Here is an 18,467-nt window from a genome sequence, read left to right as displayed (position 1 = left end):
AAAAGATGAAGCGCGTGGCGGCAGTGATCGAGTACGATGGAAGCAATTTCTTCGGATACCAGGGTCAACCCGATGTCAGAACGGTTCAGGGAGTCATAGAAGATGCCCTTGAAAGGATATTCAAACAGAGAATCTACATCCAGGCGGCGGGAAGAACGGACACCGGTGTTCATGCGAACGGTCAGCTCATCGCTTTCAACTGTCCGAACGATCGAATGACCACCGAGGACATAAGAAACGCCATGAACGCGAATCTTCCGGATGATGTTTATGTGAAAGAGGTTTTCGAAGTTCCTGTGAATTTTCATCCCCGTTTCGATGTGACAAAGAGAATCTATCACTACTTCATTCTGACTTCGAGGCAGAAGAACGTTTTCCTCAGAAAATACGTCTGGTGGTTTCCCTACGAGCTCGATCTCGATGCGATGCGAAAAGCGGTGAAGTATCTGGAGGGTACCCATGACTTCACCTCTTTCAAGACGGGGAGTGATGAAAGAGATCCTGTGCGGACCATATACAGAATCAGAATTTTGAGGTTAAAAAACGATCTTGTTCTCATAAGAGTGGAGGGAAGGTCCTTTCTGAGAAGAATGGTTCGAAACATCGTTGCCGCTCTTGTGAAAGTTGGTTTGAAGCAGTGGGAACCTGAGAAGATGAAGGAGGTGCTCGAAGCACGCGACAGGAGCGCGGCGGCTGGTACCGCACCTGCACATGGCTTGTACTTTTACAAAGTGCTGTTTTGATTCTTGCTTTCAATTACAGGATTGAGGAAAACGGAGTGCTTTACTTCCTCGGTGATGCGACGCCAACGTCGTATGAGATGGAGATCATCGAGGAATGGAAACGCCTTCCTGTGGTGACCCTTGTTTACGATGGCCCCTCTGAGTACGAAGGCGCTGTGAGAGATTTTCTTTCCGAAGAAGGAGTACTGACTGGTTCGGGAACACCCCTCATTGTCAAGATTCGAACTAAGGAAAATTACGTTGCCTTTCAGTTGATATTCGAAGAAAAGTCCGTGGATAACTTTGAAAATCTCTCAACAAAAGACACCTTCCCGGAACACTTCAGAAAAGCTATTAGGGAAATCTTTCCAGACTCTCAGCTTCCCGATGAGTTTTTCCTTATCGTTTACAGAGATGGAAAGTTTGAAAGGAGCCTTCAACCGACTTCGACTTTTCCGGGAAGAAAAGCTCCCGTGGTGATAATTCCTCAGTGGAAAGAGAAACATACTCTGGAAATAGGAAGTTACAGAAAGGTGGTTGACGAAGGGTTTTACCAGATCGGTGGGAAGATGATATACGCAGGAAGGGATATTTTCATAGAAGACGTCCCGGGGCTCTACAGAAACATCGATATGGTCTTTTTGGACGGAGAAAAAGAATACATCTATCGCGAAGGATTTCTTATGATGGGAGAAAAAACTCTAAAGGTCGAAGAGCCTGTTGATGTGGTTGATGGAATAGTGATTACCAGTCACAGGATGGGAAGTAAAGAGATCGATGATACAATTCTGTTCAGGTGGGACAATTTTGTTTTAACGGCATCGGGGTCCCTTGTGGATATAAGAGGAAAATGGTCGTGGAAAGTTTCAAATACACCGGTAGAGTTTTCCTTTCAGGGTGATGTTTTCTACGTACTCGATGTGTGCGGTTTCTTGAGAAGTTACAATCTCAAAACAAGACGGCTTCTCTGGGAGAAGAAATTCGAAGGAGCCTGGGGACTGGATTCTTCTAAGGATCGGGTTTTCCTGGGTGCTGGAGACGAAGTACTCGTTTTGAACGCGCAGGACGGAGAAACGATCGAAAGAATGGTAGCAGATGATTTCGCGGTATGGAAAGGGGAATTGCTCGTTTACAAAGATGGAAAGGTAGATGGGGAGGATATGGAAGGGTTCTTCATCAGAAACTTTGGGATGCCTCTCTTTGTTTCGGGAAAGCGAGTTGTGATATTTGGTACGGAAAAAAAGGAGTTCGAAGAAGTTGAGAAAGTACGTCTTTTTGAGTGGGGAACTGTGATAAAGGTGGGAAATGAAGTATGGCTGATAAGAAGAGATTAGACCAGCTTGTTCTGGAAAGAGGACTCGTGGAGAGCAGGGAAAAAGCGAAGGTGTTGATACTGGCGGGGAAGGTTCTCGTGAACGGAGAAAGGGTTACAAAGGCCAGTAAACTCGTTCCAGAAGATGCCAATGTCGAACTCCTGGAGGAGCCAAAGTATGTGAGCAGAGGAGGGTACAAACTCGAGTCTGCCTTCGAGAGCTTCAAAATAGACGTTTCAGGGAAAGTCGCGTGCGACATAGGAGCGTCCACGGGGGGATTCACGGATTTTCTTCTCCAGCGTGGAGCGAAGAAAGTGTACGCTGTGGATGTGGGGTACGGCCAGCTTCATTGGAAATTGAGAAACGATCCTCGGGTTGTTGTGATGGAAAAGGTGAACGCTCGTTATTTAAATCCTGATGATCTGGGAGAGAAAGTGGATGTTGTAACCTGCGATGTGTCTTTCATCTCTTTGAAAAAGATCATCCCTGCCATTTCCAGGATACTGAAGAACATCGGTGATGCTGTTTTGCTCGTGAAGCCTCAGTTTGAAGCTCCAAGAAAATTCGTAAAAAAGGGTATCGTAAAGGATCCAGGTGTTCACCTTGAAGTGCTGGAGGAAATACGAAAGAGCCTGATCGAGAACGGTTTTGTTGTGAAAGGATGCTGTTTTTCAAAAATCAAAGGAACGGAAGGGAACATAGAGTACTTTTTCTGGGTCAAAAAGGAAGGAGAGAACGCTGAAATAGACCTGAGAAAAATCGTGGAAGAAGCCTGGAGGTTTTTTGGGGAGAGGGAAAGATGAAGAAAACAGTGTTTTTTTTGCTTTTAATGGCTTCTCTGTCTTTTTCAGTACCTGTTCTGCAGAACTACGATTACTTTATTCATCTAAAGAATACCGGAGAGCTCTACTCCGCTTTGAAGAAACTGCCACTTTTTGAATTTTTGTTCTTGGAGGGTGTCGGTTACGAGGAAACGGTTGTGGAATGGGTGGAAAGTCGATTGAACGATCCCGAAGAGTTCTTTCAGGGTATCTCAAGCGAGATAGTGATCTGCGGAAAGGGAGATATTTCGAACCTCTTCACCTTGGATATCAACGAGATTCTCTCCTTATCAGAGAAGATAAATGGATTCATAGCCTTCAAGACACCGGCTCCAGAGAGGTTCATTGAGGATTTTGCAAAGGTGAAGGACCGCACTTTCATCAAAAGAGACGATCTCTATGTTCTGGGAAACACCACACCTCTTTTCTCGAAAATTTCAGGAAACTACGTCTTGATCTCCTCGACAGAGACCGTGTTCGAAAAGATAGGAGAGAGTGAAGACACGACTGATAAACCGTTCTTTGCCCGTATCAAGAAAATGAGCGTGTTTGGGAGAGAAGGTGAAGTCGAAATCGTGGGACAAGTGAAAGAATCTCACCTCACCGTTGAGATCACGCAGAAGGCCAGTCCATTCAGGGTATCAGCCAGAGAAGATATCGGTAAACTGCCGTATCTGGGAGATCTTTTTGCATTCACAAGCGATCCTGAGATCCTTAGGTGGTTTTTCATGAATATGTTCAGAGGAAGCGATGTGGAGAAGTTTTTCAACACGATTTCTTCTGAGGGGAGCTCTATGTTTCTGGTTTCTCTGTACGGAACACCACGGTTCGCTTTCCTGATGGAGAATAAAACGCTGGATGAGGTGACGTCCGATCTCGTCAGCCGTGGTGCGAAATTTGTGGGAGAAGAACTGCAGCTCGATGTGGGAGGTTTGCTTCTTCACTTTTTCAATTACAACGGGAAAATCGTTGTTTCATCCATGAAGAAAGTGGGATTTCTGCAGACTTTGAACAGAAAAAGACTCGAAAATCATCCGAGTTTCGTCTTTCTGGAAAAAGAAGTTCCTAAAAGCGTTTTTCTCGAGGTGTTCGTTGACCTTTACACGCTTTTCGACAAGCTCCTCGGATTTTCTCCAAGATCGAGCCTTCTCCTGATAGGCTATGAGGAGGATGGTCTCATAAAATACAGATTGGAGGTAATGTGAAATGATACTCTTCGATAAGAACAAGCGCATTTTGAAAAAATACGCGAAGATGGTCTCAAAAATAAACCAAATAGAGTCCGATCTACGCTCGAAGAAAAACAGCGAGCTGATAAGACTTTCCATGGTGCTGAAGGAAAAAGTGAATTCCTTTGAGGACGCCGATGAACACCTTTTTGAAGCGTTCGCCCTGGTTAGAGAAGCAGCACGAAGAACGCTCGGAATGAGGCCTTTCGATGTCCAGGTGATGGGTGGTATAGCGCTCCATGAAGGAAAAGTGGCCGAGATGAAGACCGGTGAAGGAAAAACCCTCGCCGCCACCATGCCGATTTATCTGAACGCTCTCATCGGAAAGGGTGTTCATCTGGTCACGGTCAACGACTATCTGGCCAGAAGAGATGCGCTCTGGATGGGACCCGTGTATCTCTTTCTCGGTTTGAGAGTGGGTGTGATAAATTCTCTGGGAAAGTCGTACGAGGTGGTGTGGAAAAACCCTGATCTCGCCAGAAAAGCAATAGAGGAAAACTGGAGTGTCTGGCCTGATGGGTTCAACGGAGAAGTTTTGAAAGAGGAATCTATGAACAAAGAAGCCGTTGAGGCTTTCCAGGTGGAACTCAAAGAGATAACCAGGAAGGAAGCCTATCTGTGTGACGTTACCTACGGCACGAACAACGAATTCGGCTTCGATTACCTGAGGGATAACCTCGTTCTCGATTACAACGATAAGGTGCAGAGAGGCCACTTCTACGCCATTGTGGACGAAGCCGACAGCGTACTCATAGACGAAGCAAGGACCCCACTGATCATCTCCGGTCCCTCCAAAGAGAGTCCTTCTGTGTACAGGAGATTCGCTCAGATCGCTAAGAAGTTTGTTAAAGATAAGGACTTCACGGTAGATGAAAAAGCGAGGACCATCATTCTCACCGAAGAGGGTGTGGCGAAAGCGGAGAAGATCATCGGTGTCGAAAACCTTTACGATCCGGGAAACGTGTCTCTTCTCTACCATCTTATAAATGCCTTGAAAGCGCTGCACCTGTTCAAGAAGGATGTCGATTACGTCGTCATGAACGGTGAAGTTATTATCGTTGACGAGTTCACGGGAAGACTGCTGCCTGGCAGACGCTACAGTGGAGGGCTCCACCAGGCTATCGAAGCCAAAGAAGGAGTACCCATAAAGGAAGAATCCATCACCTACGCGACGATTACCTTTCAGAATTACTTCAGAATGTACGAAAAGCTCGCCGGTATGACGGGAACAGCCAAAACAGAGGAAAGCGAATTCGTACAGGTTTACGGTATGGAAGTGGTGGTTATTCCCACTCACAAGCCCATGATAAGAAAGGACCACGATGATCTGGTCTTCAGGACTCAGAAAGAAAAGTACGAAAAGATCGTGGAAGAAATCGAAAAGCGCTATAAAAAAGGTCAGCCAGTTCTTGTCGGAACAACCTCCATCGAAAAGAGCGAACTTCTCAGTTCCATGCTGAAAAAGAAAGGTATCCCCCATCAAGTTTTGAACGCGAAATACCATGAAAAAGAAGCTGAGATCGTCGCCAAAGCCGGGCAAAAAGGCATGGTGACGATCGCCACCAACATGGCTGGGAGAGGAACAGATATAAAACTCGGACCAGGAGTGGCGGAACTTGGAGGACTGTGCATCATAGGAACGGAAAGACACGAGAGCAGAAGAATCGATAATCAGCTGAGAGGACGTGCCGGTAGGCAAGGAGATCCGGGAGAGTCCATCTTCTTCCTCTCTCTCGAAGACGATCTTCTGAGAATCTTCGGTAGTGAACAGATTGGAAAAGTGATGAACATACTCAAAATAGAGGAAGGACAGCCTATACAGCATCCGATGCTTTCAAAGCTCATCGAAAACATTCAGAAGAAGGTTGAGGGTATCAACTTCTCGATAAGAAAAACCTTGATGGAAATGGATGATGTCCTCGACAAACAAAGAAGAGCAGTGTACTCGCTTCGCGATCAGATCCTTCTCGAAAAAGACTACGACGAATATCTGAAGGATATCTTCGAAGATGTTGTCAGCACAAGGGTTGAGGAGTTCTGTTCCGGGAAAAATTGGGATATCGAAAGCCTCAAGAATTCTCTTTCTTTCTTCCCGGCTGGTTTGTTCGACCTGGACGAAAAGCAATTCAGTTCTTCTGAAGAACTTCACGATTACCTGTTCAACAGACTTTGGGAGGAATATCAGAGAAAGAAGCAGGAAATAGGCGAGGATTACAGGAAAGTGATCAGATTCCTGATGCTCAGAATAATAGACGATCACTGGAGAAGATACCTGGAAGAGGTAGAGCACGTTAAGGAAGCCGTTCAGCTGAGGTCTTACGGTCAGAAAGATCCTATCGTTGAATTCAAAAAGGAAACGTACTACATGTTCGATGAAATGATGAGGAGAATAAACGATACGATAGCCAACTACGTCCTCAGAGTTGTTAAAGTCTCGGAAAAGGATGAAAAAGAGGCCAAAGAAGAACTTGGTAAAATAAGACTCGTGCATGAAGAATTCAATCTTGTGAACAGAGCGATGAGAAGAGCCACAGAAAAGAAAAAGAAAAAAGATGGACTGCACAGCTTTGGTAGAATAAGAGTGAAGAGGTGATGGGTATGATCAGTTTTGAGACCAGAACAAGGATGGAGGAACTTGAAAAAAAGTATAAGGACATACTTTCTGTGGTTAATGAAAATGAAGTTGACAGGGAAATCGAAGAAATAGAAAAAAAGCTCACAGATCCATCGGTATGGGATGATCAAAAAAAGGCGCGTGAGTACACCCAGAAACTGAAGAGGTTGAAGAACATCTCTGAAGATTTGAAGAGAGTGAGATCTCTGTTCGAAGATCTGGAAGTTGCCATAGAACTTTCCGACGAGGATCAGGAGATGGCTCAGCACGTGGAAGAAATAGTTCAGGAGCTGGAAGGTGCCGTCAAAAAACTGGAACTTGAGATCATTCTGAACGGAAAATACGATCCGAACAACGCTTATCTGTCGGTCCATCCAGGTGCGGGTGGTACCGAGTCTCAAGACTGGGCGCAGATGCTTCTCAGAATGTACATGAGGTGGGCAGAGAGAAAAGGTTTCGATGTTGAGATTGTGGAGTTCCAACCGGGAGAAGAGGCCGGTATCAAGGATGCCACGATTCTCATAAAAGGTGAATACGCTTACGGTTACTTGAAACACGAATCCGGTGTTCACAGACTGGTCAGGATCTCACCCTTCGACGCGGCCAGAAGAAGGCACACTTCTTTCGCCTCTGTGAATGTGATTCCGGAAATAGATGACGACGTGGATATAGAGATCAGACCGGAAGATCTAAAGATAGAAACCTTCAGAGCTTCTGGACACGGTGGACAGTACGTCAACAAAACCGAATCTGCCGTGAGAATCACGCATCTGCCAACTGGGATTGTGGTCTCCTGTCAAAACGAAAGATCGCAGCACCAGAACAAACAAACCGCGCTGAAGATACTCAAGGCGAAACTGTACCAACTCGAGATGGAAAAAAAGCAAAGAGAAATACAGGAGATTCAGGGAGAGCTCAAAGACATTTCCTGGGGAAACCAGATAAGATCTTACGTTTTTCATCCGTACACGATGGTCAAGGATCACAGAACCGGAGTAGAAACGGCAAACGTTGACGCCGTTATGGATGGAGATATAGACATGTTCATAGAAGCTGAACTGGTCTATTTTGCACGCCGATCAGGTTAAGCCGTATTTCTTCATCTTGTAAGACAGGGTCTTGTAGTTCATATTCAGAACTTCACACACTTTCTTTCGATTGCCCTCGTTTTCCTCGAGGGCTTTCTTTATGACCTTTTTTTCCACGAATTCAACCAGAGAGTCAACAAATTCCTTCAGGTTCAGACCTTTTATCTCATCGATTCCGCTGGCAATTTTCATCGCCTGATCGATGGGATTCTCCAGAGTAATTATTTCATAGACCTTCTCGAGAAATTCCTGTGTGTTCCCGGGCCAGTGGTACTCTATCAGGAGCTTTGTCAGATCGTCATCGATTTTCACCGTTTTCCCCTGGAACTGAAGAGACTTTATGACCCCGTCAAGCATGTAGGGGATATCCATCTTTCTTTCTCTCAAAGGCGGTATTTCGACGAAGGGGATGTTGTTTTTCGGTGTGCTGTCCATTCCCAGTATTATCTTTCTGCCACCAAGGCCAGCAGGCGAGAAATCTGGAGGCACATCGTCGATGAAAACAGTGTGCGAATTTATGTTCAGCGGAAGATCTTCATGATAGGTGAGAGAAAGATAATTTCCACCCGTTACAAAATCTGCGTACGCGTGCCTGTGAACTCCTTTCTCTGAAACCAGCGCAAAAATTGAAAAAGAGTTGTAAAATTTCAAAACTCGGAACAGAATTTCCTTTATCTTGGCTCCCTGAAGCTCTGGGGTGTAGAGTAAAAGGTTGAATCTTGCCTTGATGGTTTCAAGATCCTTTCTGGCAGCCGCGTACTTCAAGGCAAGTTCCAGCTCCCTCAAAGACTGGACAAAAAGGGTGTCTTCCATTTCCAGAATTTTTTCACCGAAAACTACATCCCACTTTTCGGCAAGGATCTTGTCTCTGTAGTCTTCTCCTTCGTACAGGTCCCAGATCACATCGTGGGATATCTCTGATATCATATCTTTGAAGGTGTTGACAATATCCTTTCTGATGAGGACCCTCAACACGGTATCAGCCCCGTTGTCCGTTGCTTCCGTTTCAAATCTTACCACACGAAAGGGAGGAAAGAGGAACGGAATGGAGCTCAAAAAACTGGATGAAGGTCTTTTCTGGCCGGATTATGAGAACTCTATCGTCAATTTTTCAAATTCGATTCTCGAGTTGTTCGACGAAAAACCACTACATAGGCCTTTCAGGTTCCCCAAGCGAGTTCTTGAAAACGTGAGAAAAGTGATCGTTATGGTAATAGACGGCCTCAGTTTTGAGATCTTTTCGGACACGATTCATGATGACGATGTTCAGGTTTTTCCCTGTTCGGCTGTTTTCCCAACCACCACCGCTGCTGCTCTTCCCAGTCTCTACTCTGCTCTCACACCGCTAGAACACGGTTTTTTAGGTTACATTCTTTATCTCAGAGAAGTGGGAAGCCTTGTGAACATGATAGAGATGTCTCCTCCGGGCCTTCCCAGAGACAGCGTGCTCAGGTTTCACGATTTCAAGTTCACCACTATCTTTCAGAGACTTCAGAGCAAAGTGAAGAGCTTCTTTCTTATTCCAAGGTATCTTCTGGGAACGGGTTTTTCCAGAATAATGTCCCAGGGATCGGAGCAGATCGGTTTTTCGAGTTTTGGGGATATGATCGAAAGAACTCTTGAAGTGCTTGAAAAACACGACAGAACGCTGGTTTTCATCTACTGGCCAACGTTGGATTCGATAGCGCACAAAAACGGTGTTGGAAGAGAGTACATCAGAGAGCTAAGATGGATTTACAGGATCTTGAAGTCCGAACTTCTCCGCAGGTTGAAGCAGGATACGCTCTTTTTCCTCGTGAGTGACCACGGACAGATTTCGACACCTCAAGACAACGAAATATGGTGGAATTTTTCTTCTGAAGTTATGAGGTTTCTCGACAGACCCCCCGCTGGAGAACAGAGAATGATGTTTCTTTATACGAAAAAAAAGAGAGCTTTGATAGAATATCTTAAGGAGAAATACGGAGATTTTGCCGTTTTTCTCGATCCAAAAGATTTCGTCCATCTTTTTGGAACTGGAAGAAAGCATCCAGAATTTTTCAGCAGAGTGGGAGACGCTGTTCTGATAACAAGGGAGACTTTTTCTTTCAATTACAGATACACAGGAAAGGAAGAGAGCTTGTCTGGAAGGCACGGGAGTCTTTCTTATCAGGAACTGGTGGTGCCGTTGGTAGTCTACAGGAGGTGGTAGGTTCCGTTATTTGAAGAGTCCAACCTGGGGAAAAGTGGATTACAGAACGGTTCGAGAGCTCATAAAAAAGTTCACAGAAGGATACAAATACAGCGTGTTCGTCGGGACGGACAGTGATGTGAAGGACGGGAAAGTGATATACGCCACGGCACTTGTTGTGTATCGTTTTGGGAGCGGTGCCACTTACTTTTACACGGTGTACAGGGACGGAAATGGAAAAGATCTGTATTCGAGGATCTTCAAAGAAGCGGAGATGAGTCTCGAGATGGCAAGATTCGTAGAGGAGATATTGAAGCTGGGAAAACCTGTTGTGCACCTCGACATAGGTTACGAAGGTCTCACAAAAGATCTCGTGTCCAGTGTGATAGGTTACGTGAAGGGGGTTGGGTACCCCTATCAGATAAAACCTGATTCGTTCGCCGCCACGAAAATTGCGCATAAACACACCAAATAGGGAGGTATAGTTGTGAGAATCCTTCTGAGTGTCTCCAGATTCGAAGACGAACTGATCGAAATTCTCGATAGACTCGATGAAACATACGAAATCTTCGCTGATAACGATTGCTTCGAGATTCTCAAAGATAGAATCCCCAGGATAAGACCGTTTGAAAGAGACGACTTCGATCTTCTTTATCTGAACTGGAGAGATTTGCCTTCCGAGAAACGAGAGGAAAAGATACTTTCGACCATCGATGAGAACAGAACTCTCCTTTTCCTAAAGGCGATCAAGAATTATCGTGAAAAGCTTGTGGTGACCACTTTGGAAGATTTGAAACTCACCTTCTCTGAGATAGAAAGAGCGGGGGACGTTTCCCTTCAAACTAGGAGGTACCTTCTTCTCAAAGGGCTTGCACATTTTTTGAAAGTTCATTCCGAAGTTCTTGAGAGCCTGTCTGATCTATTTTTCATAAAGGATTGGAAAGCAATCGTCCTGGAAAGGTTACAAGAGGGTATCAAAGCGCCTGTCAGTCTCCTGCCAGTGAGCATTCCTCCAGAACTGGTTGAGGATATCGGTCTCGCTTCGCATCTGATAAGGTTCCTGCCCCAGAAAGCGTGCGTTCTGGTTAAAAACGGGAAGATCGTTTACGCTTCATCGACGGGTGATCTTCCAGAAATCGAGGGTGGTGTTTTCGCACTCAAAGGTGTGTTCAGAGGAGAGAAGAAGTTTGACTTCATCCTGGCAGAGGATTTCGAAGGTGATGTGGAGGGTTTGAGGATAAAGGACTTGCTCCATCAAGAAGAGGGCCTCGTTCTTTTGGGAGCGTCTGGATACCTGAGAGAACCCGTTCCAACAAACGACTTCACAGAGGTGCTCTCTATGCACCCGGTTTTCGACAGCTGCGCTGTGACGAAAGAAGGAAAACTCGTCCTTCACGTTGTGGAACTGAACAGAAGCGATGTCATAAATGCCCTTGAGAAAATTGACCTTTCGGGCACGGAGGTGGCGTTCAACTTTCCCATCTCTGATGAAGAGAAAGCCGAGCTGAAACAAAAGGGGGTAAAGAAGGTATCCTGGATAGATTCGAGAAGAATCTGGAGAAGGTGCTGAACTATCTTTTTGAGAATAACTGCCTTCTCTGTGGCAAGGAAGTGTCACCACTCAGATCTTTGTGTGAGAACTGCGAAGAGAAGGTCCTCAAAAATGGACCTTCTTTTTATCGTGAAGTTCACAGAAAATACGAGCTTTTTGTGTACTCTGACTACACGGATGAAATTGAACGCATCATAAGGCTTTACAAATATCATGGTGAAGTTTCTCTTTCCGGAACATTGGTGAAGCTTTTTCTGAAACTTTACAGTTATTTTCCCAGAGAAGCCAACCTCATCACATGGGTTCCTTCTTCGCTTGATTCTCTCGAAAACAGAGGCTTCGATCACATGAGGCTTTTAGCGAAGAGGATGAGCAAAGAGTTGGGCATACCGTTTGACGCTGTTCTGGAAAACGTGTCGGAAGGAAGACAGGTGGAAAAGAGCAAAGAAGAGAGGAAAAGAACCGGAAGATTCATCTGTAAGAAGGATCCTCCTCAGAACGTGATACTGATAGACGATGTTTTGACGACGGGAACCAGTGTAAGAGACTGCGTGGAAACCCTTTTCAGGAATGGAGTCAGCAAAGTTTTCGTTTATGTTCTGGCGAAAACTAGACGATGAGGCCTATTATCAAGTCGTTGACGTTCGTTCCCGTAGGTCCTGTTATCAAGAGCGCTCCAGATTTTTTCAGAGCGTTGTACGAATCGTTGTTCTCCAGATACTGGTAGGGGTCTTCTCCCATTGCTTTCAGCGTTTTTGCCGTGCTTCCATCCACGATTCCTCCAGCTGCGTCTGTGGGGCCGTCCGTTCCATCTGTTCCTGCTGAACACAGAATCACTCCTTCTATCCCTTCGAGGGCTATCGCTGCCGAGAGAGCAAGTTCTTGGTTTCTTCCTCCGATGCCGTTTCCTTTCACATGAACGACCGTTTCTCCACCGAAGATCAACGCGGCTGGTTTTTTCAGAGGTCTGTCTTTGAACTTGACCTCCTTCATGATGCTCGCTATGAACCTTCCCGCTTCTCTGGCCTCGCAGTCCAGAGAAGTGGTTATTATCTCCGCGTTGAACCCTTTTTCTTTTGCCAGTTTTTTAGCTTCGTCACACACCTTTTGAACGTTTCCTATCAAATCTATCTCCACGTTCGATAGATGCTTCGGTGTTTCTCGAAGGATCGCTCTTTTCACCGATTCGCTGATTTCTATTCCATACCTTTCCAGAACTTTCAGAGCGTCTTCAGAGGTGGAGTTGTCTGGCCATGCGGGACCGGATGCTATCACGTCCAATCTGTCACCGAGTACATCGGAGAGGACGAGCGCTACGACTTTAGCGGGAAACACCCTCTCCGCGAATCGACCACCTTTCACCTGCGACAGGTGTTTCCTCACGGTGTTTATCTCTTCTATGCTTGCACCACTTTTCAAGAGAGCGCTGGTTAGCTTTTGAATTTCTTCGAGAGACACTCCTTCCGCGGGCAACTCGAAGAGGGAAGAACCTCCTCCGGAAAGAAGAAAGAGGACTGTGTCGTTCTCATTCAGCTGATCAACAAGTTCGAGGACTCTCTCGGTGGCTTTTATGGTGTTTTCATCGGGAACCGGATGGCCTGCCTCGTAGATTTCAAAATCATCTATCAGTCCTTCGCTGTGGCCGTACTTTGTTACAACCACACCTTTTCTTATCTTCTCCCCAAGAACTTCATAAGCAGCTTTTGCCATTCGCCACGCTGCTTTCCCAACGGCAACGAGAATCACTCGATCGAGGTTCAACTTCGGCAGCGTTTCTTTCACTGCTCTGTCGGGAAAAACCGCTTCTATGGATTTTTTGACTATTTCTATCGCTAATTTCTTCAAGGATTCAGGATCAAACAATACGTATCCTCCTCTCTTTTTTGTATCACAGGTTCTCTTTTGAATATCTCCCGGGCTGTGAGGTACGCGTGTGACAGGGCTATTCCCAGGTCTACAGGCCTTTCCGAAGAGATGCAGAGTTCACCGCCGGTGTATTTGATTTTCCACGGCTGTCTGTTCAGGGCAGACGGTGCCAGGATCGTCATCTCAACGATTTTTACGATCTCGGGTGGAAGTTCTTCCAGGTCGTTTTCGAGAAAGGAGGTGATGGGTCTTCTCTTTCTGGTGAAATTTCTGGTCCTGGGGTATCCGAAGACGATGATGTAAGGAACGTCCGGATGGGGTGAGCGAGCCATCCAGCACGTTCCAAAACCCTGTGCTGTGAGAAAAAGGACTATTTGTTCTCCCTGAAAACCGTATTCGACGAGTTCGTCAAAATGTTTTTCAGCTTTTGCGTAAATGTAACTTGGAAATGAGGAAAGATTTATTTTCCAGTCCAGTTTCTTTGTGATAAACTTTACTAAAAGATTTTCAATATCATCTTTTACTCTCTCCGGCATTTTCCTTTCCAAAAAATCCCGCACTGAGTGCCTATTCTCGATCGCTTCAAAGATGTTCACCTCTACCACCTCCGGGGGTGAGCGACGTGAGAAAATCACTGGCTTTTTTGATTGTTTCTGTTCTGCTTTCAATTTCTTTTGGATCTTTCCTGTATCTTGTGCCGCTCTCGGTGGATTTTCCCGAGGAACTCTACGAGAGCACGGGAACCAGGTCGTTCCTTGTGAAATATTTTACTCTTTTCGAAGACGAATTCCAAAAGGGAATCGTTTTTTCTGGATGGATCTTTTCACCGAGCGATCAAGCCACAGCCACCGTGGAAGTGAAGCTCGAGGGTGAAAAAGAGCAGCACAGCTTCTCTGTGGAAGCGAAGCGGAAGGGTTTTTACCTTGTGATCCCTCCACATCTTCTGGTGTTTCCAAAGGATTTGAAGGTTTTCATTGGAAAATACGAAGTGGGGGGGGTGAGCCTCGTTGATAGAGATGATCACCCATTTAACAGCTGCTGTGCTTCTTTTCTTCTTCGTCGTTATCGTGAGAAAGTACGCGAGGAATCTGGGAAGTTATTTTCTGGAACTTGGAGTTTCTATCATAACAGGGGGGCTTTTACTTACAGAGATCAACGGAACATTTGGATATAATATCATACTTGTTGGGATAGTGGTTACCTTTTTTGGCGTAACAAAAATCTTCAAGAGATTAAAAGAAATAGCCATAAAAGACTATCTCACAGGACTTTACACGAGGTACTACTTCTTTGAGGAGTGGCTCCCAATGGAAATGGAAAGGCAAAAAAGAAAGAATGGAAAAGGCATCTCCTTTCTCATCATCGATCTGGATGATTTCAAAACCATCAACGATAAGTATTCTCATAGAATGGGCGACAAACTTTTGAAGTACGTTGCAAGTGAGATCATCAAAAACATCAGGAAAACCGATTGTGCGGTTAGATTCGGCGGAGACGAAATTCTTATTGCTTTCCCGGATACCGACAAAAAAACTGTTGAAAACATTGTGAAAAGACTTGAGAAAAAATTAATTTTCAACCCTGTGGGCCTTCCAATAGAATTTTCTTATGGAATAGAGACCTGGAAACCCGGTGAAAACGTGGAAGGAGTTGTTCAAAACGCAGATCTTCAGATGTACGCTCTGAAGAACCTGAAAAAGCAAAAGCGCGTTCTGACGGAAGAGCCAGAGGTTGACTAACTCAAAATTTTAAGGTAATATATTCAATGCGGTGGGAGCGTAGCTCAGGGGGAGAGCGCCTGCCTTACAAGCAGGAGGTCGTAGGTTCAAGTCCTGCCGCTCCCACCAGAGATGTTAGGTGGCCAGGTAGCTCAGTTGGTAGAGCACTGGACTGAAAATCCAGGTGTCGGCGGTTCGATTCCGCCCCTGGCCACCAGCTCGTACCGTTGAAACCTGGATTTTCAGCTCGGTCATTTTGACTGACCGGGCTTTTTGTTTTAAAGATCCAGATTTTCTTAAAAACAGGGGTTGAACATACTTCATGCTCATGCTATAATCTTCTTCGGCGCGTCTGAATTGGTCTTTTCAAGGGAAAAGGATTGTGTTATAATATAAATAATGAGGTGGGGCCGTAGCTCAGCTGGGAGAGCGCTACCATGGCACGGTAGAGGTCGTGGGTTCAAGTCCCATCGGCTCCACCAGCGGGGGCCCCCGTAGTTCAACGGATAGAACGGCGGATTCCTAATCCGCAAATGGAGGTTCGACTCCTCCCGGGGGCACCACTCCCGGAAGGAATCTGAGGTGGGCCGTTAGCTCAATAGGTAGAGCACCTGATTCTTAATCAGGGGGTTGCAGGTTCGAGTCCTGCACGGCCCACCAGATTTTATTAAAAAAAAAGCAAGTGGAGGCCAGCCCGGCTTCCCACCCTGGAGCAGGAGGCTACCAGGGTAAATATCCCTGAAAGATTCAGCTTCGAGGGGAAGCGGGCTTTTTGCCCGCTATTTTTTATAGTGTAAGGAGGCGATAGATATCGGTGTAAACACGGATCTCCCGAGGAATGAACAGATAAAAGCGCCAAAAGTCAGAGTAGTGGACGAAAATGGAAAGATGATAGGTGTCATACCAACCAGAAAGGCTTTGGAACTCGCAAAGGAAAAGGGGCTCGATCTTGTACTCGTTGCTCCCAACGAGAATCCACCTGTTGCCAAAATTATGGACTATGGGAAGTACAAGTACCAGTTAACCAAGAAACAGAAGGAAAACAAGAAAAAAACCGTTCAGTTGAAACAAATGAAGTTCCGTCTGAATATCGATGAACACGACTATCAAACCAAGGTGAAGCATATAAGAAGATTTCTGGAAGAAGGTCACAAAGTCAGGGTGGTTGTGATGTTCATAGGAAGAGAGATGATGTTCGCAGAAAAGGGCAAAGAAATCTTGGAAAGAGTTATCAAAGACACGGAGGACCTGGCTGCTGTGGAGAATCCTCCTAAGATGGAAGGAAGAGACATGTGGATGGTTTTGAAACCCAAAAATTCGTGAAGGAGGTACTGAATATGCCGAAAATGAAGACAAACAGGAGTGCCGCAAAGAGATTCAGGATAACAAAGAACGGTAAGATAATGAGAAATCACGCTTACAGAAGTCATAAAACGGGAAAGAAACGAAGAAATACCCTCAGGGAGCTCAGGAAGAAAGATGTTGTGTCCAGCACGGATAAATACAGAATTCTCAGACTTCTTGGGAAAAAGTGAGGAGGGATAAATCATGCGAGTAAAAAGAGCTGTGCACGCAAAGAAGAAGAGAAAGAAATATTTGAAAGCCGCTAAGGGATACAGAGGTGCTCTCAGCAGAAGGTACAAGCTCGCCAAGCAGATGTATGTAAGATCGAAATGGTACTCCTATGTTGGAAGAAAGCTGAAGAAAAGAGATATGAGAAAACTCTGGATCACAAGAATCAACATTGCTGCGAGAAACGAAGGGCTCAAATACAGTGAGTTCATTCATGGTTTGAAACTTGCCGGTGTCTCCATAAACAGAAAGATGCTCTCTGAACTTGCGGTGAACGATCCTGAAGCTTTCAGAGAATACGTGAAGATAGCAAAAGAAGCTCTCGCATCTTGAGGTGTTAAGAGTGGAAAAAACGAAGAAGATAGCTGTGATGAGCGGTAAAGGTGGCGTTGGAAAAACGACTGTAGCGGTGAACCTCGCTGTTGCACTGGCAGCTGAGGGTTACCACGTTGGTCTTCTCGATCTCGATCTTCATGGGCCCAACGTTCAAAGGATGCTCGGTGTTTCTCTGCCACCTTCCGAAAGTGAAAAGATCGTTCCAGCAAAATATGGAGATTCTTTGAAAGTCTTTTCATTAGCAATGATTCTCCAGGAAGGGGCTCCCGTCATATGGAGAGGTCCTCTCAAACACAAGGCAATTGAACAGCTCACAAGAGACGTGGAATGGGGTGACTTAGACTATTTGGTCTGTGACCTTCCACCAGGAACAGGGGATGAGGCGCTTTCCACTTTTCAAATAATAAAACCTGACGCTGTGATAATCGTTTCCACTCCTCAAAAAGTGGCTGGAGACGATGTGAGAAGGGCGATAAACTTCGTCAAAAGATTGAACGGAAGAGTACTCGGACTGGTAGAGAATATGTCTTATTTGATCTGTCCAAGCTGTGGTGAGAAGATATACGTTTTTGGAAAGGGAGAGACGGAAAAACTGTCAGAGGAATTTAGAATACCTCTTATTGCCCGAATACCCATGGATCCGGAAGTTGTTTCTCTCTCAGACGAAGGAAAACCTGCGGTGGTTTATAAGAGAGGAACCACAATAGAGGAAGAATTCAAGAAGATCGTCGAGAAAGTACTTTCTCTGTGACCACAGAGTTTTTGCCAAGAGTCTTTGCCAGGTAGAGGGCCTCATCGGCCCTCTTTATTGTTTCAAGAGGATCTTCGCCGTTTTTGTATTCTGCCACCCCAAAGCTCAGAGTAACATGGTAGATGTTCTCAGGATCTTCCATAACGGCCTTTCTTAATTTCTCTGCCACGATCTTTGCCTCTTCCAGAGAGGTTCCGGGGAGAGCTATGATGAACTCTTCTCCACCGTATCTTCCCACAAGATCACTCTTTCTCAAAACAGACCTCATCTTTCTTCCCAGCCAGTTGAGAGTTTTGTCGCCCGCTACGTGTCCAAATTGATCGTTTATCTTTTTGAAGTCATCGGCATCGCACATGATGATGGAGAGTGGAGATTTATACCTCGAAGATTTGTACGCCTCTTCCTCAAGACGTTCCATGAAGTACCACCTGGACAGAACTCCCGTGAGAGGATCCTTCATACTTCTGTCTCTGTAGAGACGTTCTCTGAGAATGGTGGTGAGAATGTTTCCAAATTGTTCGAGCGTTTCCACCAGCTCCCAGGCTGTCTTTTCGTCACATTCAAGGTTGGTCTCGACACCAACGATCATGTCGTGCTTCATATCGAGATGGAAGGACATGACTGTCCTGAAGGGTGAAATTTCGAGGAAGTCTTTTTCCATTGGTGGGGTTATTGGAGATGTTGAATATTCTTCCATCACCTTTTTCGTGGTTCT

Annotated in this window: 19 protein-coding genes and 5 tRNA genes; 20 read left to right on the top strand and 4 right to left on the bottom strand. The window is 45.5% G+C overall.

The window, feature by feature from the left end; translation table 11 throughout:
- Positions 1 to 5: 5 nt before the first annotated feature.
- Genes truA through prfB form a run of 6 tightly spaced genes read left to right on the top strand, consistent with a single transcriptional unit; the run spans position 6 to position 7,787 of the window.
- Complete coding sequence (gene truA, locus TPET_RS06215) at positions 6 to 743, top strand: tRNA pseudouridine(38-40) synthase TruA (RefSeq protein ID WP_011943731.1); 738 nt, start codon at positions 6 to 8, stop codon at positions 741 to 743.
- Positions 740 to 2,056 (top strand): PQQ-binding-like beta-propeller repeat protein, encoded by a 1,317-nt coding sequence (locus TPET_RS06210; RefSeq protein WP_011943730.1) that lies wholly within the window; start codon positions 740 to 742, stop codon positions 2,054 to 2,056. Before truA ends, TPET_RS06210 begins: the two co-directional genes overlap by 4 nt.
- Positions 2,035 to 2,838, top strand: a complete 804-nt coding sequence (locus TPET_RS06205; RefSeq protein ID WP_004081998.1) for a TlyA family rRNA (cytidine-2'-O)-methyltransferase — start codon at positions 2,035 to 2,037, stop codon at positions 2,836 to 2,838. The genes TPET_RS06210 and TPET_RS06205 overlap by 22 nt, the downstream gene beginning before the upstream one ends.
- Positions 2,835 to 4,061 carry a hypothetical protein gene (locus tag TPET_RS06200; RefSeq protein ID WP_004082000.1) on the top strand — a complete coding sequence of 409 codons (1,227 nt, stop codon included), beginning with the start codon at positions 2,835 to 2,837 and terminating at the stop codon, positions 4,059 to 4,061. The genes TPET_RS06205 and TPET_RS06200 overlap by 4 nt, the downstream gene beginning before the upstream one ends.
- Position 4,062: 1 nt before the next feature.
- Entirely contained in the window at positions 4,063 to 6,678 is a 2,616-nt protein-coding gene (gene secA / locus TPET_RS06195) for a preprotein translocase subunit SecA (protein ID WP_004082002.1), read from the top strand.
- Positions 6,679 to 6,683: 5 nt separating this feature from the next.
- Entirely contained in the window at positions 6,684 to 7,787 is a 1,104-nt protein-coding gene (gene prfB, locus TPET_RS06190; protein WP_011943729.1) for a peptide chain release factor 2, read from the top strand.
- Here the strand turns inward: prfB and TPET_RS06185 are convergent.
- Positions 7,779 to 8,714, bottom strand: coding sequence for a helix-turn-helix domain-containing protein (locus TPET_RS06185; protein WP_011943728.1), 936 nt, complete (start codon positions 8,712 to 8,714; stop codon positions 7,779 to 7,781). The genes prfB and TPET_RS06185 overlap by 9 nt on opposite strands.
- A 118-nt stretch (positions 8,715 to 8,832) precedes the next feature.
- On the opposite strand from TPET_RS06185, the gene TPET_RS06180 reads away from it, so the two are divergent.
- From TPET_RS06180 to TPET_RS06165, 4 genes are read left to right on the top strand one after another with little or no spacing between them, the layout of a single operon-like run.
- Positions 8,833 to 9,978, top strand: a complete 1,146-nt coding sequence (locus TPET_RS06180; protein WP_011943727.1) for an alkaline phosphatase family protein — start codon at positions 8,833 to 8,835, stop codon at positions 9,976 to 9,978.
- A gap of 10 nt (positions 9,979 to 9,988) precedes the next feature.
- Positions 9,989 to 10,432, top strand: a complete 444-nt coding sequence (locus TPET_RS06175; protein ID WP_004082010.1) for a ribonuclease H-like YkuK family protein — start codon at positions 9,989 to 9,991, stop codon at positions 10,430 to 10,432.
- A 12-nt stretch (positions 10,433 to 10,444) separates the two neighbouring features.
- The gene (locus TPET_RS06170) at positions 10,445 to 11,527 is read left to right on the top strand and encodes a hypothetical protein (RefSeq protein ID WP_004082012.1); all 1,083 of its coding nucleotides are present in this window, start codon (positions 10,445 to 10,447) and stop codon (positions 11,525 to 11,527) included.
- Positions 11,521 to 12,129 carry a ComF family protein gene (locus tag TPET_RS06165; protein WP_011943726.1) on the top strand — a complete coding sequence of 203 codons (609 nt, stop codon included), beginning with the start codon at positions 11,521 to 11,523 and terminating at the stop codon, positions 12,127 to 12,129. The genes TPET_RS06170 and TPET_RS06165 overlap by 7 nt, the downstream gene beginning before the upstream one ends.
- On the opposite strand, the gene TPET_RS06160 is transcribed toward TPET_RS06165, so the two are convergent.
- Together TPET_RS06160 and TPET_RS06155 are read right to left on the bottom strand one after the other, a co-directional pair.
- Positions 12,119 to 13,372 (bottom strand): glycerate kinase type-2 family protein, encoded by a 1,254-nt coding sequence (locus TPET_RS06160; protein WP_011943725.1) that lies wholly within the window; start codon positions 13,370 to 13,372, stop codon positions 12,119 to 12,121. The two genes, TPET_RS06165 and TPET_RS06160, sit on opposite strands and share 11 nt — an antisense overlap.
- The gene (locus tag TPET_RS06155) at positions 13,351 to 13,971 is read right to left on the bottom strand and encodes a nitroreductase family protein (protein ID WP_011943724.1); all 621 of its coding nucleotides are present in this window, start codon (positions 13,969 to 13,971) and stop codon (positions 13,351 to 13,353) included. Before TPET_RS06155 ends, TPET_RS06160 begins: the two co-directional genes overlap by 22 nt.
- Positions 13,972 to 14,391: 420 nt before the next feature.
- Between TPET_RS06155 and TPET_RS06145 the strand changes: the two genes are divergently transcribed.
- The 10 genes from TPET_RS06145 to TPET_RS06100 all read left to right on the top strand — a co-directional run bounded on the left by TPET_RS06145 (position 14,392) and on the right by TPET_RS06100 (position 17,752).
- A complete protein-coding gene (locus tag TPET_RS06145; RefSeq protein WP_048810876.1) occupies positions 14,392 to 15,114 on the top strand; it encodes a GGDEF domain-containing protein in 723 nt (240 codons plus the stop codon).
- A gap of 33 nt (positions 15,115 to 15,147) precedes the next feature.
- Positions 15,148 to 15,222: transfer RNA gene (locus TPET_RS06140), tRNA-Val, on the top strand.
- Positions 15,223 to 15,234: 12 nt separating this feature from the next.
- Positions 15,235 to 15,310 (top strand) — tRNA-Phe (locus tag TPET_RS06135).
- Between the two features lie 189 nt (positions 15,311 to 15,499).
- Positions 15,500 to 15,575, top strand: a tRNA-Ala gene (locus tag TPET_RS06130).
- 6 nt (positions 15,576 to 15,581) lie between these two features.
- A tRNA-Arg gene (locus TPET_RS06125) sits at positions 15,582 to 15,656 on the top strand.
- Between the two features lie 21 nt (positions 15,657 to 15,677).
- Positions 15,678 to 15,753 (top strand) — tRNA-Lys (locus tag TPET_RS06120).
- A gap of 228 nt (positions 15,754 to 15,981) precedes the next feature.
- Positions 15,982 to 16,416, top strand: coding sequence for a translation initiation factor IF-3 (gene infC, locus TPET_RS06115; protein WP_238374294.1), 435 nt, complete (start codon positions 15,982 to 15,984; stop codon positions 16,414 to 16,416).
- Positions 16,417 to 16,430: 14 nt separating this feature from the next.
- Positions 16,431 to 16,628, top strand: coding sequence for a 50S ribosomal protein L35 (gene rpmI, locus TPET_RS06110; protein ID WP_011943720.1), 198 nt, complete (start codon positions 16,431 to 16,433; stop codon positions 16,626 to 16,628).
- Between the two features lie 13 nt (positions 16,629 to 16,641).
- Positions 16,642 to 16,998 carry a 50S ribosomal protein L20 gene (gene rplT / locus TPET_RS06105; protein ID WP_011943719.1) on the top strand — a complete coding sequence of 119 codons (357 nt, stop codon included), beginning with the start codon at positions 16,642 to 16,644 and terminating at the stop codon, positions 16,996 to 16,998.
- 10 nt (positions 16,999 to 17,008) lie between these two features.
- Positions 17,009 to 17,752, top strand: a complete 744-nt coding sequence (locus TPET_RS06100; protein ID WP_011943718.1) for an Mrp/NBP35 family ATP-binding protein — start codon at positions 17,009 to 17,011, stop codon at positions 17,750 to 17,752.
- Here TPET_RS06100 and TPET_RS09610 read toward each other — a convergent pair.
- On the bottom strand, positions 17,718 to 18,449 hold the full coding sequence (locus tag TPET_RS09610) for a GGDEF domain-containing protein (protein ID WP_238374293.1): 732 nt from the start codon (positions 18,447 to 18,449) through the stop codon (positions 17,718 to 17,720). The two genes, TPET_RS06100 and TPET_RS09610, sit on opposite strands and share 35 nt — an antisense overlap.
- Between the last annotated feature and the right edge of the window lie 18 nt (positions 18,450 to 18,467).

Origin of the sequence: Thermotoga petrophila RKU-1, from assembly GCF_000016785.1 — a bacterium.
GTDB classification, from domain to species: Bacteria; Thermotogota; Thermotogae; order Thermotogales; family Thermotogaceae; genus Thermotoga; species Thermotoga petrophila.
The sequence above is the reverse complement of the archived record's forward strand: the minus strand, read 5'-3'. Positions and strand labels throughout refer to the sequence as shown.

What these genes read in the sequence shown, in the direction of transcription:
- truA (WP_011943731.1), top strand. Translation starts at nt 6, where the DNA reads ATGAAGCGCGTGGCGGCAGTGATCGAGTACGATGGAAGCAATTTCTTC.
- TPET_RS06205 (WP_004081998.1), top strand. Translation starts at nt 2,035, where the DNA reads ATGGCTGATAAGAAGAGATTAGACCAGCTTGTTCTGGAAAGAGGACTC.
- TPET_RS06200 (WP_004082000.1), top strand. Translation starts at nt 2,835, where the DNA reads ATGAAGAAAACAGTGTTTTTTTTGCTTTTAATGGCTTCTCTGTCTTTT.
- secA (WP_004082002.1), top strand. Translation starts at nt 4,063, where the DNA reads ATGATACTCTTCGATAAGAACAAGCGCATTTTGAAAAAATACGCGAAG.
- prfB (WP_011943729.1), top strand. Translation starts at nt 6,684, where the DNA reads ATGATCAGTTTTGAGACCAGAACAAGGATGGAGGAACTTGAAAAAAAG.
- TPET_RS06185 (WP_011943728.1), bottom strand. Translation starts at nt 8,714, where the DNA reads ATGATATCAGAGATATCCCACGATGTGATCTGGGACCTGTACGAAGGA.
- TPET_RS06180 (WP_011943727.1), top strand. Translation starts at nt 8,833, where the DNA reads ATGGAGCTCAAAAAACTGGATGAAGGTCTTTTCTGGCCGGATTATGAG.
- TPET_RS06145 (WP_048810876.1), top strand. Translation starts at nt 14,392, where the DNA reads ATGATCACCCATTTAACAGCTGCTGTGCTTCTTTTCTTCTTCGTCGTT.
- infC (WP_238374294.1), top strand. Translation starts at nt 15,982, where the DNA reads ATGATAGGTGTCATACCAACCAGAAAGGCTTTGGAACTCGCAAAGGAA.
- rpmI (WP_011943720.1), top strand. Translation starts at nt 16,431, where the DNA reads ATGCCGAAAATGAAGACAAACAGGAGTGCCGCAAAGAGATTCAGGATA.
- rplT (WP_011943719.1), top strand. Translation starts at nt 16,642, where the DNA reads ATGCGAGTAAAAAGAGCTGTGCACGCAAAGAAGAAGAGAAAGAAATAT.
- TPET_RS09610 (WP_238374293.1), bottom strand. Translation starts at nt 18,449, where the DNA reads ATGGAAGAATATTCAACATCTCCAATAACCCCACCAATGGAAAAAGAC.